At 39.2% G+C, this 16,722-nt stretch carries 15 protein-coding genes and 1 tRNA gene; 6 read left to right on the forward strand and 10 right to left on the reverse strand.

Annotated features, from left to right (window positions below):
* Window positions 1-7: 7 nt before the first annotated feature.
* Window positions 8-1,336: an RNA polymerase factor sigma-54 gene (gene rpoN, locus ACHUFV_RS12665; protein WP_394234631.1), complete on the reverse strand. Its 1,329-nt coding sequence runs from the start codon at window positions 1,334-1,336 to the stop codon at window positions 8-10.
* Window positions 1,337-1,524: 188 nt separating this feature from the next.
* Here rpoN and ACHUFV_RS12670 point away from each other — a divergent pair.
* Together ACHUFV_RS12670 and clpP are read left to right on the forward strand one after the other, a co-directional pair.
* Window positions 1,525-1,596 (forward strand) — tRNA-Arg (locus tag ACHUFV_RS12670).
* 260 nt (window positions 1,597-1,856) lie between these two features.
* Window positions 1,857-2,465 carry an ATP-dependent Clp endopeptidase proteolytic subunit ClpP gene (clpP, locus tag ACHUFV_RS12675; protein ID WP_394234633.1) on the forward strand — a complete coding sequence of 203 codons (609 nt, stop codon included), beginning with the start codon at window positions 1,857-1,859 and terminating at the stop codon, window positions 2,463-2,465.
* Between the two features lie 84 nt (window positions 2,466-2,549).
* On the opposite strand, the gene ACHUFV_RS12680 is transcribed toward clpP, so the two are convergent.
* The 9 genes from ACHUFV_RS12680 to ACHUFV_RS12720 all read right to left on the reverse strand — a co-directional run bounded on the left by ACHUFV_RS12680 (window position 2,550) and on the right by ACHUFV_RS12720 (window position 12,579).
* Window positions 2,550-2,807, reverse strand: coding sequence for an HPr family phosphocarrier protein (locus ACHUFV_RS12680; RefSeq protein ID WP_394234635.1), 258 nt, complete (start codon window positions 2,805-2,807; stop codon window positions 2,550-2,552).
* Between the two features lie 169 nt (window positions 2,808-2,976).
* On the reverse strand, window positions 2,977-3,921 hold the full coding sequence (gene whiA, locus ACHUFV_RS12685; RefSeq protein WP_394234637.1) for a DNA-binding protein WhiA: 945 nt from the start codon (window positions 3,919-3,921) through the stop codon (window positions 2,977-2,979).
* Between the two features lie 36 nt (window positions 3,922-3,957).
* Entirely contained in the window at window positions 3,958-4,941 is a 984-nt protein-coding gene (locus tag ACHUFV_RS12690) for a gluconeogenesis factor YvcK family protein (protein WP_394234639.1), read from the reverse strand.
* Complete coding sequence (rapZ, locus tag ACHUFV_RS12695; protein ID WP_394234641.1) at window positions 4,938-5,831, reverse strand: RNase adapter RapZ; 894 nt, start codon at window positions 5,829-5,831, stop codon at window positions 4,938-4,940. Before rapZ ends, ACHUFV_RS12690 begins: the two co-directional genes overlap by 4 nt.
* 38 nt (window positions 5,832-5,869) lie before the next feature.
* Window positions 5,870-6,328, reverse strand: coding sequence for an NUDIX hydrolase (locus tag ACHUFV_RS12700; protein ID WP_394234643.1), 459 nt, complete (start codon window positions 6,326-6,328; stop codon window positions 5,870-5,872).
* Window positions 6,329-6,822: 494 nt separating this feature from the next.
* Window positions 6,823-7,776 carry a thioredoxin-disulfide reductase gene (gene trxB / locus ACHUFV_RS12705; protein ID WP_394235087.1) on the reverse strand — a complete coding sequence of 318 codons (954 nt, stop codon included), beginning with the start codon at window positions 7,774-7,776 and terminating at the stop codon, window positions 6,823-6,825.
* A gap of 122 nt (window positions 7,777-7,898) precedes the next feature.
* Window positions 7,899-9,398 (reverse strand): tetratricopeptide repeat protein, encoded by a 1,500-nt coding sequence (locus tag ACHUFV_RS12710; RefSeq protein WP_394234644.1) that lies wholly within the window; start codon window positions 9,396-9,398, stop codon window positions 7,899-7,901.
* 305 nt (window positions 9,399-9,703) lie between these two features.
* A complete protein-coding gene (locus tag ACHUFV_RS12715; protein WP_394234645.1) occupies window positions 9,704-11,101 on the reverse strand; it encodes an FMN-binding glutamate synthase family protein in 1,398 nt (465 codons plus the stop codon).
* A 65-nt stretch (window positions 11,102-11,166) separates the two neighbouring features.
* A complete protein-coding gene (locus ACHUFV_RS12720; RefSeq protein WP_394234647.1) occupies window positions 11,167-12,579 on the reverse strand; it encodes an FMN-binding glutamate synthase family protein in 1,413 nt (470 codons plus the stop codon).
* 161 nt (window positions 12,580-12,740) lie between these two features.
* Between ACHUFV_RS12720 and ACHUFV_RS12725 the strand changes: the two genes are divergently transcribed.
* The 4 genes from ACHUFV_RS12725 (at window position 12,741) to ACHUFV_RS12740 (ending at window position 16,673) form a co-directional block, all read left to right on the forward strand.
* A complete protein-coding gene (locus ACHUFV_RS12725) occupies window positions 12,741-13,481 on the forward strand; it encodes a YqjF family protein (protein WP_394234649.1) in 741 nt (246 codons plus the stop codon).
* Between the two features lie 164 nt (window positions 13,482-13,645).
* Window positions 13,646-15,217: a spore germination protein gene (locus ACHUFV_RS12730; protein WP_394235089.1), complete on the forward strand. Its 1,572-nt coding sequence runs from the start codon at window positions 13,646-13,648 to the stop codon at window positions 15,215-15,217.
* Window positions 15,218-15,270: 53 nt separating this feature from the next.
* Window positions 15,271-16,455 (forward strand): Ger(x)C family spore germination protein, encoded by a 1,185-nt coding sequence (locus tag ACHUFV_RS12735; RefSeq protein WP_394234651.1) that lies wholly within the window; start codon window positions 15,271-15,273, stop codon window positions 16,453-16,455.
* Entirely contained in the window at window positions 16,452-16,673 is a 222-nt protein-coding gene (locus tag ACHUFV_RS12740) for a hypothetical protein (RefSeq protein ID WP_394234653.1), read from the forward strand. Before ACHUFV_RS12735 ends, ACHUFV_RS12740 begins: the two co-directional genes overlap by 4 nt.
* Window positions 16,674-16,722 lie beyond the last annotated feature (49 nt).

The following is a 16,722-nucleotide window of genomic DNA, read 5'->3' on the forward strand; positions in this document are numbered from 1 at the left end:
TCTATATTCAGAATCGCTTTCTTTTCGAAGAAGAAGGAATACCTAACTGGTCACGATATTTTGCTATCGTTCTTCTCGATACAACGATTCCTTTCTGTTCCTCTAGCATTACAGCCAAATCCTGATCAGAAAGTGGCTTTTGCTTATCCTCCTGCTCAATAAACTGAGCTATTTCGTTTTTCACCTGTACAGAGGAGGCATCCTGATTAGATGTTGTTTTTATTGTACTGGAAAATAGAGATTTTAACTCAATGGTTCCAAAGGCAGTTTGCGCGTACTTTTCTCTAACAGCACGGCTTACAGTTGATTCATGGATATCCAGCTCCTCTGAAATCTCCTTCATCGTCATCGGCTTTAAGTGATCCTTTCCATATCTAAAATAATCCGGCTGCTTTTCAATTATTTTTAAGGCCACTTTTAATAATGTTTCTTTTCGCTGTTCAATGCTTTTCAAAATCCAGTGGTAATCCTGCTGCTTTTCCTGTAAAAAACGTTTTACTTTTGTATCACCGCTTGAGAAAAACCTGTGAAAATATTTATCATTAAACTTGATCTTTGGCAGTGCTTCATCAAACATATGAACGGAAAAAGACTCGCCATCCCATTTAATCATAAGATCTGGAATAATATAGGTGGCATGCTCGGTATAAAAATCTGAACCAGGACGCGGATTCAAGGTTTGCACATAATCAAAGACCTGTTGAATTTGCTTCATCTCAACCTGAAGAAGCTTTGTTATCTGTCTCCACTTCCTTTCGGCAAAAAGCAGAAAATAATCAGAGAGAATCGTATAGGCCAGCTTATTGCGATCACCATTACTTTCAATTTGTAAAAGTAAACATTCTTGCAAATTTCTAGCACCGACACCTGTCGGCTCCAGCGACTGAATAACGTGCAATGCTGCTTCCACCTGTTCTAGTGTTATGGACAAAATTGAGGCTACTTCATCAAGGCTTATATGTAAGTAACCGTTTTCATCAATGCTGTTAATTAAAAAAGGAATTGCTCTTTTAAGATTCTCGTCGTAGAAATGTACATCAAGCTGTGCAAATAAATACTCTGATAAGGTTGTTTCTTTTTTCGCCATTTGCTCAAGCCAATTGTGTTTTTCATCACGTGAGGTCTTTTTTACTTTTTTTACTGAATGATATTGGGGGTCCATGGTTTGTAGGCTTCCAGCTTCGATCTGCAGTAGCGGGTTTTCAATTGCCTTATCCTCGAGAAACTCAATCAATTCTTGGCTGGAGTACTGTAATAATGCAATTGCCTGGGTTAATTCCTGTGTCATAGCTAATTTCATCGATTGCTGCTGCCATAACCCTGCTTTCATACTCATGAACATCACCTCTTTTTTTATTGTACAATAAGAATCTTTATTCGTGAATGAATATTATTAATTAAAAATACTACTATAAGTATAGTTTTATGCTAGAATTTAACAATGAAATGATTAAAAAAAGAAACTTGCAAAGAGAGGGGTCATGGTCTATAATTAAAAAGCGTTGTTAACAACGTCTCAATTTTGCCCTCGTGGTGCAACGGATAGCACGTGAGATTCCGGTTCTTAAGATGTGGGTTCGATTCCTGCCGAGGGCGTAACAAAATAAATGATAACTCCTATCCCTATTGGATAGGAGTTTTTCGTTTATAATACTTTAATTTTGGCTATGATGGAAAAGGAATATTCGAGCCAATAGGTATGCAAAAATATTGTCGAATAATTACTTGATTCATATTCAGGTCTATTATTTGACCTTGTTTGACCATCAGTGTATGATTAAATTACAAACAGCTTTAGGATGTTGGTACCCTTTCTATCGCTGCGTAACCTATGGTAACGAGAAGGAGGATAAAAAATGAATTTAATCCCAACAGTTATTGAACAAACAAACCGCGGGGAAAGAGCTTACGATATCTATTCCCGACTATTAAAAGACCGTATTATTATGTTAGGAAGCGCGATTGACGATAATGTAGCTAACTCCATTGTTGCTCAATTACTATTCCTAGAAGCAGAAAATCCTGAGAAAGACATATCTATTTATATTAACAGCCCAGGTGGAAGTATTACAGCTGGAATGGCGATCTATGATACAATGCAGTTTATTAAACCAGACGTACAAACGATTTGTATCGGTATGGCTGCATCAATGGGCGCCTTCTTACTTACTGCCGGAGCACCTGGAAAGCGTTATGCTCTTCCAAACGCAGAAGTGATGATTCACCAGCCACTTGGCGGTGCACAAGGTCAAGCTACTGAAATTGAAATTGCAGCAAAACGCATTCTATTCTTGCGTGAAAAATTAAATGGCATTCTTGCTGAGCGTACTGGCCAGCCACTTGAAGTGATTTCACGAGATACTGATCGTGACAACTTCATGACTGCCGAAAGAGCGAAAGAATATGGTCTAATCGACCATATCATTACTCGCAGCAGTGCTGTTGAAAAGAAAAATGATAAATAATTAAAGCAAAATCGCTTTCGTTTAATAAAAAAGAAAAACTCGCATCATGCGAGTTTTTCTTTTTTTATTCAACTGAATTCTGTATTAGCCTTCCTGCTCAATATACTTAGACAGCTCTTCAATGGCTTCAGTTTCATCATTTCCGTCAGCACTTAAAAGCACCGTACTACCCGAGCTAATGGCAAGACTCATCAACCCCATAATACTTTTTGCATTAACCTTTTTTCCGTCTTTTTCTAAAAAGACATTTGATGAAAATCGATTGGCTTCTTGAACGAACAAAGCAGCAGGACGAGCTTGCAAACCTGTTTTCAATTTCACTTCAACCTGTTTTTCTACCATCTCACTTAATCCTCCTATACTAATCTCTTTATCTTAACGGGAATGTACCCTAATTGTAACTACCATTCATAATATACGGTGCTAATTCCATTTCCGGCTGCTTATTCGCTTCATCCTGTTGCATGAAACCGAAACATTCTTTCATTATACAAATAATTTGTTAAAAATATTATAAAACTGTTTGACCTCTTCGTAATTTTTCAGCTATTTCATCGATTTTACGAAGGCGGTGATTGATGCCTGATTTACTGATTGTACCGCCTGAGACCATTTCACCTAATTCTTTTAATGTGACGTCCTGATAGTTCACGCGAAGCTCAGCGATTTCCCTTAGTTTTTCCGGTAAGACATCCAATCCGACGGTTCCTTGAATATACTTAATATTCTCTACCTGACGAATAGCTGCCCCAATTGTTTTATTTAAATTAGCTGTTTCACAATTTACCAATCGATTAACAGAATTTCTCATATCCCGGACAATTCGAACATCCTCGAATCGCAATAACGCATTGTTTGCACCGATAATAATCAGAAAATCTGTTATTTTTTCAGCTTCCTTTAAATAGGTGATAAATCCTTTCTTACGTTCAAGCGTCTTACTGTTTAAGTCAAATGAGTTCATGAGTTCACATAGTGAATCGTTATGCTCTTTATACAGTGACGCGATTTCAAGATGGTAAGAGGAAGTCTCAGGGTTATTAACAGAGCCGCCGGCCAAAAATGCACCACGTAAATAGGAACGCTTACAGCATTTTTTCTTGATTAATTCCGGCGCAATACGTGTTTGGAACTCAAAGCTTTCTCCAATAATTTTTAAATCCTCTAAAATATTGCGAGCATTTTCTACCATTCTAACAATGTATACATTATTCTTCTTTAAACGCATCTTTTTTCGAACTAATAGCTCAACACTGACAGTATAGTATTTTTTAATCAACGTATAAATTCTTCTGGCGATTGCCGCGTTTTCTGTTTGAATATCAACCGCCAGCTTCCTATTTGTAAAAGAGAGGGAGCCGTTCATTTGTATAAGTGCGGACAGTTCGGCCCTTCCACAACAGTCTTTTACCTCTAAATTTGTCAGTTCTTTTTTTGTCTCTGAAGCGAAAGACATTGCTGCACCTCCCCTGTGACAACTCTTATCTATTTATTACGAGTTATCTCTCCTATTGGTTTCATCTATTAGTAAAGAATATAAAATTTTTGCCACTTCATTTGTATCATGGCGTATCACACCATTCTCCAGACTGACAATTTCACCGTAAATGACCTCAAGTCCTAAATCATATAGGTTACTCACATCGAAATGTACAGGCTTTGCGTCCTCTTCGATGTAGCGTTTTTGAATCTCTTCTGGAATATCCTCACTATTCACAAGAATTGTATCAATAAACGGTTCCTTTAAATGATCGTATACAGCCTTCACATGGTCACTTGCTGTGAAATCATGTGTTTCCCCGGCCTGTGTCATTAAGTTACAGATATAGACCTTTTTGGCCTTGGCAGCGCGGACCTCATCACCAATTTTTGGGACGAGGAGATTCGGCAAAATACTTGTATAAAGGCTGCCTGGACCGATAATAATTAAGTCCGCTGCTTGGATGGCATGAATGGCCTCTGGAAGCGGTTTTATATTTTCCGGTGTTAAAAATACACGTTTAATCCTTTTACCTGAATATGGAATTTTTGATTCTCCCGAAATCATGTGACCGTCCTCAAGCTCCGCATGTAAAACAACACTTTGATTAGCAGCTGGAAGCACCTTCCCATGTACATTCAATACTCTGCTCATTTCCTGTATCGCATACATGAAATTACCTGTAATCGAAGTCATGGCCGCAAGAATTAAATTCCCGAGAGAATGACCTGATAATTCATTTGCAGACTTAAATCGATGCTGGAACATTTCCTCAATTAATGGCTCAACATCTGAAAGAGCGGCCAATACATTCCGTACATCGCCAGGAGGCGGAATATTTAACTCATCCCTGAGTCTCCCTGAGCTTCCGCCATCATCGGCAACAGTAACAATCGCCGTAATATCAACAGGGTATTTCTTCAACCCCCTGAGTAATACTGGAAGCCCTGTTCCGCCACCGATGATAACGACTCTTGGCTGCCCATTTTGCGTCATGTTAGTGGTTCCTTTCTTTTCTGAATGTCACGATGTGAGATACGAGTATGATAATCCTTTTCAAAGTGATGACCGATATATTCGGCTAGTGCAACAGAGCGGTGCTGTCCACCAGTACAACCGATCGCAATGACCAGCTGGGCTTTTCCCTCACGCTTATAATGCGGAAGCATAAAGGCAAGCAGATCTGTCACCTTTTCAAGGAATTTATGTGTTTCATTCCATTTTAATACATAGCTGGAAACCTCACCATCTAAGCCAGTCAACGGCCGCATCCGATCAATATAATGCGGATTTGGCAAAAATCGGACATCAAACACTAGGTCTGCATCAATTGGGATTCCATGCTTAAAGCCGAATGACATGACATTAACTGTAAAAGTTGCCTTTTTATTAGATGAGAACTCGGTCAGGATTTTTTCCCGAAGCTCCCGCGGCTTCATCAGTGATGTATTGTAAATCAATTGGGCTCTGCCTTTTAAGTCAGCAAGGAGTGCTCTTTCATTCTGGATTCCTTCAAGCGGAAGACCTGTTCCTGCAAGTGGATGCTTTCTGCGTGTTTCCTTATATCTTCTGACAAGTGTCTCATCATCAGCCTCAAGGAACAGGATTTGAGGTGTTGCCCAAGTACCTTCAACCAAATCATCTAATGCCTTAAAAAGATCGTCAAAGAACTCTCTCGCCCGTAAATCCATCCCAAGAGCGACTTTATTCATTTTATTCCCTGATTCTTTCATCAGTTCGAGAAATTTCGGAAGCAGAGTAGGAGGTAAATTATCAACACAGAAAAAACCTAAATCCTCAAAGCTTTGGATCGCAACTGTTTTTCCTGCCCCTGACATACCTGTTATTATCACTACTTGAGAATCATTAAGCGATCCGGTACTCATGTTATTTCCTCCTCCTTGTTAAAAAAGCAATTGAATCTTTAGCTTGGATCCAATCGATAGCTTAGTAATTCAAAATCTGGTGTATAGGTAAATGTTCCGTAAATCATGCTGTTGCCGTGAACCATGTATTCTAGAATATGGTAGTCACCTTCTGCCATGGGCAGGTTTTTTATTTCATTGATAGGCTGCCATTGAATAATCCCTTCATCCGATTCATCCAAATTCAAACCATCGGCATCCTTAGAAAAAAACGTAAACATCATCCACTCGTTTACGATTTTTTCTCCCTCCTTCATGATAAAGGTAAAGATACCTTTTATATTTGGATTTCGCAAATAAATCCCCGTTTCTTCTCTAAATTCACGAATACATGAATCCCTGACAGATTCTCCCGGCTCCATTTTTCCACCAGGTGCCACCCACCAATTCCGTCGTGGCTTTTGTAGCAGTAATACCTTATCGTCCTTTAACAATACACAATTTGTCACCCGCTGCATTAGGGCTCACCTCTCAATCACAAAACAACATTATTTATTACAAATCTATTCTATAAAGTGATGTTCAATCATTATTCATTATGTACCGTCTTACTAAAAGTATAGTTACTTGTATGTAAACATAACTATTTCCATTTATTATACTATTTTTATGTGGCCGTCACAATGGATATAGTCTCCATTCCATAACACCGATCTTATGGAACAGCACTGCAAATCTTGAGTTCAAAGGCAGGTAAAAATACGCGAAATAGCTTTATTGTTCTTCATAAAGAATGGTATCAAGAAACAAAAAAATAGCACATGCCTCAGCATGTGCCTGTAAAGGAATAACTATCTTAAAGGGGGTCAATTACTATTTTTATGATACCCTACTTATATTTCGTTCTTGTTACAAAACAATTAAATCCAAGTGAATTTTCATTGTTGAATAAAAAGGAAAGGTCTGATGTACTAGCACTTACCTTTTCCAATCATTACATAATCATCATGGATTAGTTTGCTTTTACCTTCAATTCTTCAATCAGCTCTTCAATATAATGCTGAGCAGACTGTGCTGCGATACTGCCGTCACCTGTTGCAGTAACAATTTGGCGAAGTGTTTTTTCACGAACATCTCCAGCAGCGAAGATACCAGGTACTTTTGTTTCCATCTTTTCATTTGTAACAATATAGCCGTTTTCATTTGTAATGCCAAGGTTTTCAAACGGTTTGGTCAGAGGCACCATGCCGATATAAATGAAGACACCATCAGCAGGAAGTGTTTTCTCTGCTCCGTCCTTAGTTGAAACCAATGTAACGCTTCCTACTTTGCCATCTTTTTCATTGATTGATTTTAATGTATGACTCCATTCAAAATCAATCTTTTCGTTATCAAAGGCACGCTGCTGAAGAATCGCTTGTGCGCGTAGCTCATCACGGCGGTGAACAATCGTCACTTTGCTCGCGAATCTAGTTAGGTATACACCTTCCTCAACCGCAGAGTCTCCACCGCCGATAACAAATAGCTCTCTGTTTTTAAAGAATGCACCGTCACATACGGCACAGTAGGAAACCCCGCGTCCGCCTAGCTCATTTTCACCAGGAACGCCAATTTTCTTATATTCAGCGCCTGTTGAAATAATGACAGCACGAGCTTTATATTGCTTTGAACCGGCTACAACCGTTTTATATTCTTTACCATCAATAATTTCTTTAATATCACCATATGCATATTCTGCACCGAACTTTTTTGCATGTTCAAACATCTTCGTAGATAAATCAGGACCAAGAATGGTTTCAAAGCCCGGATAGTTTTCCACTTCTTCTGTGTTTGCCATTTGGCCGCCTGGTACACCACGTTCAAGCATCAATGTAGACAAATTAGCACGTGAGGTATACACTGCAGCTGTCATTCCGCCCGGACCAGCCCCGGCAATAATTACATCATAAATTTTTTCTTCCGTCACGACTGAATTCACTCCTCTTTCGGTAACCCTAGGGTGTGCCATGACACCCTTATCCTCATAATATGGTCAAATACCCCTGCACCTATCCTATAAGACAACGGTTTAGATGTCCAACCATATGCTCAGCGAAGAAACCCATTAACTAATTTGATATATTTTTGCAAAGTGGAAGGTGATAGGCCATATTGTTTCGCCACTAATTTCTGTGATAGCTTTTCATTTCTTAGTTTTTTCCAAACATATTCTGTTGCGGCAGCCAATGCATCCTTATTTTTCAATGCAACCTTCGCTTCAGACATTTCAACAAAGACAGAAAACCACATTAAATAAAGACCTGCTTCAACCGTGCCGATTGGATGATGGCGTTCGTATAAAGCCTTTGCTGTTTCATGTGCCACAACAAGCTGGCTGCTATCTATTTTGCCCACTTTCACCATGTTTACATATTGATTTTCAAGTGAGGAAAATTTTTGATTCTTCACTACTTCATTTGAAGATAGCCAGGTTTCCTTTTTATCAGAAAGAGAGATAAGGAAAAGAGCAAACATCCTTTCCTCTATATAATCACTTTTTAATTTCTTAACGATGGATGCGTCATGATCCTCGAAGCCCTCCGCAGCCGGATGCTCTTCATTCCAAGGCTCCAGACCTGCCTTGCCTGGATTCCGTTCAAGCACTTTTTCCCATAGAGAGCGTGCCAGCTGTTCTTTTCCTGTAAAGAAGGCAGCATAGGAAAACCAGTAATAATAGGAACCGTCACCTTCATATCCTTGTTTATAGAGCTTCTTAAACCACTGGAATGCCGGCTCATATTCCCCAATTAAGGCAAAGGTAGCGCCTAATTTAAACTGATGCTCTGATAACATCGGCTTTACTTTTTTTAACACATCAGAAATTACTGCCGTTTCTTCCTTATTCTTTTGGAAGTAAGCAAAGACTAGCTTGTTACACATAGCGTGTAAATTCCCCGGATTCTTTTCCATTACCAGATCCAGTGTTTTCGACGCTTTTTCCAGCTCTCCCAAATAAAAATAAGCAAGAGCTAAATTATTGTAAGCTGACCAATATTCAGGAAACTCCTCGATCACATCCTTTAACAGCTTAACAGCCTTCGGAAAGTGTCCTGATTCAAGCAATTCTCTTGCTTGGTCCTGCTTTTTGATTAAATCATCCTGCTCATATAGTTCTTCATCAAGGTCGTCGGCTTCCAGAGTTAGAATGTCGAGAAGATCCTCTGCATCTTCAACAAACTCACCATCTTCCTCTTCCTGTAAATACAACGTAACATGTGCATACGCATCTTTAAAATAGCCTAGGTGTGCATAATTGTTGGCAAGGAAATAATGACACTCCATCATCTCTTCATCAAGCTCTTCAAGAATGAAATGAAGAAGCTCGTTCGATTCCATATACTCACCCAGCTCGGTGTGAATAATCGCCAATTGGCAAACAATCATTGGCTCTCCTGGCTCAAGCTGCATAGCCCGTTTTAAATACTTAATTGCTTTATGAAAATCACGACGGTGAAAAGCCTTCAAGCCCTTAGAAAAATAATATTCACCCGTAGGGATAAATGACAATAACTGTCCTTTTGATTTTTTAGCTTGAGAGTTTTTACTCATGTAATCCTCCAAATGTTACAAATTAACAAATTTTAGCCGCACACAACGTCCGCGGCGGCTGCATTTCTGCTCAACCAAACAATTATAACACACCCTTCACGAAGCAGAAAGTGCATCATTTGGAAAAGAATAAAAGCGCTGAAGCTTGATCTACAACTAATACAATTAATTACCCATATCTTATCATTTTATAAATTCCAGCCAAATGCAAAAAAAAGCTAACGGACATTCAGTATGGTAGCTTTTTGATTGTTTCCTGACTGGCTGTTAATGAATGGATAGCATTTATGATCTCGGCTCATACATTATTTATCAGTGTTACATGTATAGGGAATACCAATCCTTTTAGCAGTTAACTCATCGTAGGATACTAAATCGTTTATTGTCAACTCTTTTAACGAATGCTTGCCCATTGCTCTTAACGCCATTTTCATTTCTTCTATACTTGCCGTTAGAAACTTCTCAGCTGATTTCACTCCATCTTCCACTTTAAACTGATCCTTGAATTTCCCGTTATACCAAACTGCTTGTGTGGGCGGTTCGAATGGAAGTGCATTTAAGGATTGAGTATGCGAAAGAGTAAATAACATCGCGGAGCCTACATAAACGGCATCAGCCCCTAATGCAAGCACTTTTAAAAAGTGTCCCGGTACTAAAAGACCGCCTGATACAATTAAACTAATTTGCTCTTTCATATTTATTTTTTCTAAATAATTCACTGCTCGAACAAGCCCGTGCAATGTTGGGATTCCAAAATCATCGCATAATATGGGAGGTGCCTCCTTCATGGCTGCTTGTCCACCGTCAATAGCAATAAAATCAACGCCCATTTCAATTATATGATCAATATCCTCTTCAATTTTTCCTCCCATACCAATTTTCACACCAATCGGAACACCGCCTGATATACTCCGGAGTTCCTCCACAAGTTCCTTCATATCTTGTAATGTTTGGTTTTCAAAAAAGAGTTCACCAAGGACAGCCTTTTCATTTTCCTCAAGCCCCATCACTTCGCGTGCACGACCGGTTAAATCCTCAGGGGAAATCGTTTTGCCCATGCCAACTAATGCCCCTTGCCCCAGCTTGATTTCAATCATGTCAGCACGCTGAATAATATCCTCTTTCTTTGCCCATGAGGCTTTGGAAAACTGAAGAATATATTTTCCAGCTCCGTCTAATTCTTCAGGCAAAACTCCGCCTTCTCCTGAATTAATCGCGGTGCCGGCATTTTTTGCAGCCGTTGTTAAAGAAAGCCTTGCTTGTTCACTAATTCCTACTCCGTAGCCCATCCCGCTGATGATTAGGGGAATATCGATATTCATCGGTTTTTTTGCTTTTGGTCCGATTGTGACCATCATATCTACTTTCTCATCGCCATTTACTGGAAAAGGTGAAACTTGAGCAGGAATGAAGGTAATCGGGTCCAAATGCGGCCACTTTTTGGAAGAGCCTGTTAGAGGACGATGCAGGACAGTTCCTATTTCAGCACGCAAGCTATTTTCAAGCATATTTTGAATGCCCATATGCCGTAGGCCCGGAATAAGCTCCATAATATTTTCTTGATAACTGTCCGTTAAAATAATTTTCCCCATTTTCTTCACGATTTGTTTAATAAACCAACGCCACCCTATAATCATGAACATAGAAAAGACAAATAATATAGATACCATTGCCAATATCAAATAGGATAAAATGTTCTGCATATTTAGTTCTCCATACTACATAGTTTTCATTTTTTACTTCAGTTTACAGGATAACAATTTGTCATTTAGTTCTCTTTTGGTTTGTCTTCCCAAGCTTCAAATGTATAAGGAATTCCTATCATATTAGCGGTCAGTTCATCGTAGGATACTAAATCTTTTGTTGACAATTCCTTTAACGAACGTTTTCCCATTGCTCTTAACGCCATTTTCATTTCCTCTACACTCGCTGTTAAAAATTTCTCAGCTGATTTTACGCCATCTTCAATGTTAAATTGATCCTTGTATTTCCCCTGATTCCAAACTGCTTGCGTGGGTGGTTCAAATGGCATAGCATTCAATGATTGAGTGTGCGAAACAGCAAATAATATGGCAGAACCTAGATAGACCGCATCAGCGCCCAGGGCAAGTACTTTTAAAAAATGCCCAGGTACAAAAAGTCCACCTGAAACAATTAAACTAATTTTTCCTTTCACTTCTCTTTTTTCAAAATGCTTAACAGCTCGGACAACTGCATGTAAAGTCGGTATTCCCATATCGTCTGATAAAATAGGTGCAGCTCCGAGAGTTGCTGCCTGGCCACCGTCGATAGCAATATAATCAACACCTAAATTAATTAGATGATCAAGATCTTCTTCAAGTTTTCCACCTGTCCCTATTTTTACCCCAATCGGAACACCACCTGTCAGGTTTCGAAGCTCTTCAACAAGATCCTTCACATCCTGTAATGTTTGATTTTCAAAGAAATTGTCAAAAATCACGGCTTCTTCATCTTCCTTAAGTCCCATCACTTCACGAGCACGACCAGTTAAATTTTTGGGTGAAATCCTGCCACCAACTCCAAATAAGGCACCTTGCCCAAGCTTGATTTCGATCATGTCAGCGCGCTTAATTTTCTCTTCTTCCTTTGACCATTCTGTTTTGGAAAACTGTAAAATATATTTTCCCGACGCATCTAATTCTTCAGGCATTACTCCCCCTTCACCAGAATTAATAGCAGTTCCGACATTTTTTGCTGCTTCCGCCAAAGATAACCTCACTTGTTCACTGAGTGCAATCCCATAAGCCATCCCGCTAATCATAAGTGGAATTTGAATTTCCATTGGTTTTTTTGCTTTTGGCCCAATAGTGACCTTCACGTCTACTTCTTCGTCCCCATCAATTGGGAAAGGCGTCGTCTGTGCCGGAATAAAGGTAATCGGATCTAAATGGGGCCATTTTTTTGAAGAACCGAGCGGGCGATGGAGTACGTCGCCTGTTTCGGCACGTAAGCTGTTTTCAAGCATATTTTGAATGCCCATATGCCGTAGTCCTGGCATGAGCTCCATAATATTTTCTTGATAGCTATCAGTTAATATGATTTTGCCGATACCCTTCACCATTTTTTTCATCCACCAACGCCAAGCTACCATAACAAATACTAATAGGACAAAAAGTATGGAAATCATAGCAAAAGCTACATAGTATAACACATTCGACATTTCCTCTTCTCCATTTTCAATAGTCATTAGCCTTTCATACTCTTAATTATTTCTATAAAAAAGGGGAATTATGTTATTTAAGGAGAGATTTAGATGAATAAAAAAGGAACCATGTTTTTTCTTTTTTAACAAAAGTACATTTATGAAAGAAGGATTAGTTAATGAATATCATGAGCAATGTTGGCCACCGCCCTTGGCCATTGCCTTCAAAGAATTGGATTATGCGTCAACGCTGGAGGAACCTATTATTTTGTCATTGGCCTCTTCCTTCAGAAATGTTACAGCACCATATTCCTTCTAACTTAGAGCTTGACACCTATCATGGTTTTGCTTGGCTGGGAGTGATTGTATTCATGCTAGAGGGAATACACCCTAGAGGATTGTCAGCTCTATCCTTAACCCCTGCATTTTCGGAAGTTAACCTCAGGACGTACGTTCATTATCAGGGTAAACCCGGAGTTTTTTTTCTGTCTCTTGATGTAGGAGACTGGGCATCCTATACAATTGCAAAAAGGTGGTATCATTTGCCATACAAGAAAGCTTTCATTTCATTTCAAAAAGAGAGGCAATCCTTTACTTGTCAAAGTGTTCGTAAAGGAGGTGTTCATCCTCCTATATCATTTGGAGTAAAATACACACCTTCGTCAGAAATATATGTTCCAAAAGAAGGAACGCTGGATCATTGGCTGACTGAACGATATTGCCTCTTTAGTACAAATCATGGAAGCAATCTGTATTGCGGAGAAATTCATCATCACCCCTGGCCATTGCAAAAAGCAGAAGCAGAAATAAGCAGAAATACTCTTTTTACCCCATTTAACATTACTACAACGGAATGGCCGCCAATATATCATTTCTCAAAAGGATTGGATACATTGTTTTGGAATATCAGGAAAGTCTGATTAAGTCAAAAGGATCAAACTATCATAGAAAACCACTTAAAGCTAGTAGCCACTGTAGATTGACATATAGATACTCCAGTTGGAATTTACTGTATAAAATAACAAAAATTAAGAATCCTAAAAAAAGGAACTCGGGATCTGCAATATGAGGGGGATTCTGCTTGATACGTAATATCAATAAATTACTGAAGAAAGAGAAGGATAAGAAGCCTACAACATCAATCAATCTAGAAAATAAAAGGACAAAGGAGGCTCTTTCTGGCAACTTTGATCAAGATATTGAAACCTTTCGTTCAATCTATCAAAATTGTTCAGATGTCGTATTTCGTTCGTTTTTCGCTTTTGGACAAAGGAAAGCGATGTTGATTTATATTGAAGGCCTTTCAGATGTTGAGGGGATTGAAAACTTTGTGCTTATTCCCTTCATGGGGGATCCCACTAATTCAGAGTCCTTGAATGATTATCTTGAATATAAAATGCCTGTCTCGAAGGTAATAAAAATAAATATAGTAGCAGATTGTATTGAGTCGATTTCAAATGGAAACCCCCTTCTTCTGTGTGAAGAAGAAGTTAACGCTTATTCCTTAGGTTTAGCTAAACGAGAGCAGCGATCACTTGAAGAACCCGTTGCAGAGGGAGGAATTAGAGGTTCACGAGAAGGTTTTACGGAATCGATTGGGATAGGAACTTCTTTATTGAGGCGTATTATCAAAAGTCCTGCCCTTAAAATGCATTCCATGACTATTGGCGATTATTCGAAAACAAATGTTGTACTTGCCTATATAGAGGGAATTGCAGATAACACGTTGATTGAGGAGATTACGAATCGTCTGAAACGGATTAAAATCGATGGAATATTAGAAAGCGGGTATATCGAAGAAATGATTGAGGATAACCCCTATTCACCTTTTCCGCAAATCATGACGACAGAACGTCCTGATATTGCCTGCTCTAATCTTTTAGAGGGGCGGGCAGTAATCCTAATAGAAGGAACTCCCTTTTGTTTAATTGCTCCGATTACTTTTTTTTCATTGCTGCAGTCACATGAGGATTATTATCAACGATTTATGATAGGTTCAATCATTCGCTGGCTTCGTTACTTATTTTTGGGAATTTCTCTTTTATTGCCTTCCTTATATGTGGCAGTGCTAACGTTTCATCAAGAAATGGTACCAGCTCAACTACTGCTAAGTATGGCAGCCTCTCGGGAAGCGGTTCCTTTCCCTGCCATTGTTGAAGCAATGCTTATGGAAATCGCGTTTGAGGCACTGCGGGAGGCAGGAGTTCGATTACCAAAACAAATTGGTTCAGCTGTCAGCATTGTTGGTGCGCTCGTAATTGGCCAAGCTGCCGTTCAAGCAGGGCTGGTTTCAGCACCCATGGTCATTATTGTAGCAATAACAGGCATCTCATCATTCATGATTCCTCGATATATTGCCGGAATTGCGATTAGAATGCTGCGTTTTCCGATTATGCTGCTTGCCGCTACGTTAGGATTGCTCGGCGTCATGATAGGAATTATTGCTATTGCAATACATATGTGCACTTTACGCTCCTTCGGTGAGCCATATTTATCGCCGCTGGCACCGCTAAAAAGGAATGAGTTGAAAGACGTTCTGTGGCGATCTCCTTTGTGGATGATGGATACGCGTCCACACCTTACTGGGGAATCTAATGAATACCGTCAGACCCAAGGACAGAGACCGAGTCCGAAAAAGGGTGGAGAAACAAAGTGAAAAGGAGAGGAAGATGATCAAACATGTTGGGAAAAGGAAATGAACTTTACTTCATGCAAAGGATCCTTCTTGTTCTTTCTACTTGTATGTCTATCCTTGTCTTAAGTGGATGCTGGGATCGTATGGAAGTCAATGATTTGGCGATTGTCACAGGGGCTGCCATCGATAAAAGCGGTGATAATCAAATCAATCTCTCCCTCCAATTATTTATTCCGAAAACACTAGCCAGTGGGGGCGGACAAGCTGGTGGAAGCGGGGGAGGAAAAATGACAATAACAGCATCCCAAACTGGAAAAAACATTGCTGATGCCCTATCAAAGTTTCAAGGAAAACTTCCTCGTGAGATTTTTTGGGGACAATGCAAAGTTTTTATATTTGGAGAAGAATTAGCAAAACAGGGAATTCAAGAGCAGATGGACTTTCTGCTCCGTCATTCAGAGCCGAGAGGAAGAGCATATGTCTTTGTCAGTAAAGGGAAGGCAAAGACGATTCTTGAAAATGTGCCTAATCTTGAAAGGTATTCGGCAGAAGTTTTACGGGAAATAATAAATTTTCGTATCGGGATGCAGATCACGCTGCAGGATGTGGATGAAATGTTGACAGGTATAGCTCAAGCTGCTGCACTTCCATACATTAAAATTGATAAAGAGCAGCAAAGTGAAGGAAAACCAATTAAATATGTTCATATTGATGGTGCCGCCGTTTTTAATAAGGATCAAATGGTCGGGACGATTACGGAAGCGGAAACAAGAGGCGTTTTATGGTTAAGAGATGAAATTAAAGGATATACAATCAGTACAGAGATTGAAGATGGGAAAGGATTTGTGTCTTTAAATCCGGTGTCAGCACGTGTGCATTTATTCCCTCAAATCCAAGATAATAAATGGAAAATGACTGTGGATGTTGATACAGAAGGAACGATTGTACAAAATGAAACGAATATTAATTTTGAAGATCCAAAGTTGTTGGAAAAGGTAGAACGAGCCTATCAGAAAAGCATTGAAAACCGTATCAAAGATACCCTTAAGAAAATACAGCATGAGATGCATACGGATATTGTTGGTTTTTCTAAGGAATTCTATCGGAAATATCCAAAAGAATGGAAAGCAGTTGAAAACCACTGGGATGAGCGGTTTCCAGAAGTGGACGTAACCATTAACGTTATTGCTCATATTCGCAGGGAGGGTTATATAAACAAGCCTGGAGCATTACCAGAAGAAGAGGTGAAGGAAAAGTGAGATGGGAAGCATTTTTCGGAACGACCCTTGTTATTACAATTCTCATTTTCATCCAATGGCCAAGAATAAAAAAATACTCTAAAAAAGAAAAATTTGTCTTCTTCATTCTGCTTTTTATCGGTTGGGGACTTTCCATATTTGATCTCCCACATATTGCAGGACCATTGACGTGGTTGCATGTACTTTTTAAACCGTTTGCATCACTCATGGAAATATAAATAATTATGATTTTGTTTCTTCTATTTCGCACATAGAAAGGAAAAAATG

The sequence above is a fragment of the Niallia oryzisoli genome, from assembly GCF_043641075.1.
Taxonomy (GTDB): Bacteria; Bacillota; Bacilli; order Bacillales; family Cytobacillaceae; genus Bacillus_BD; species Bacillus_BD oryzisoli_A.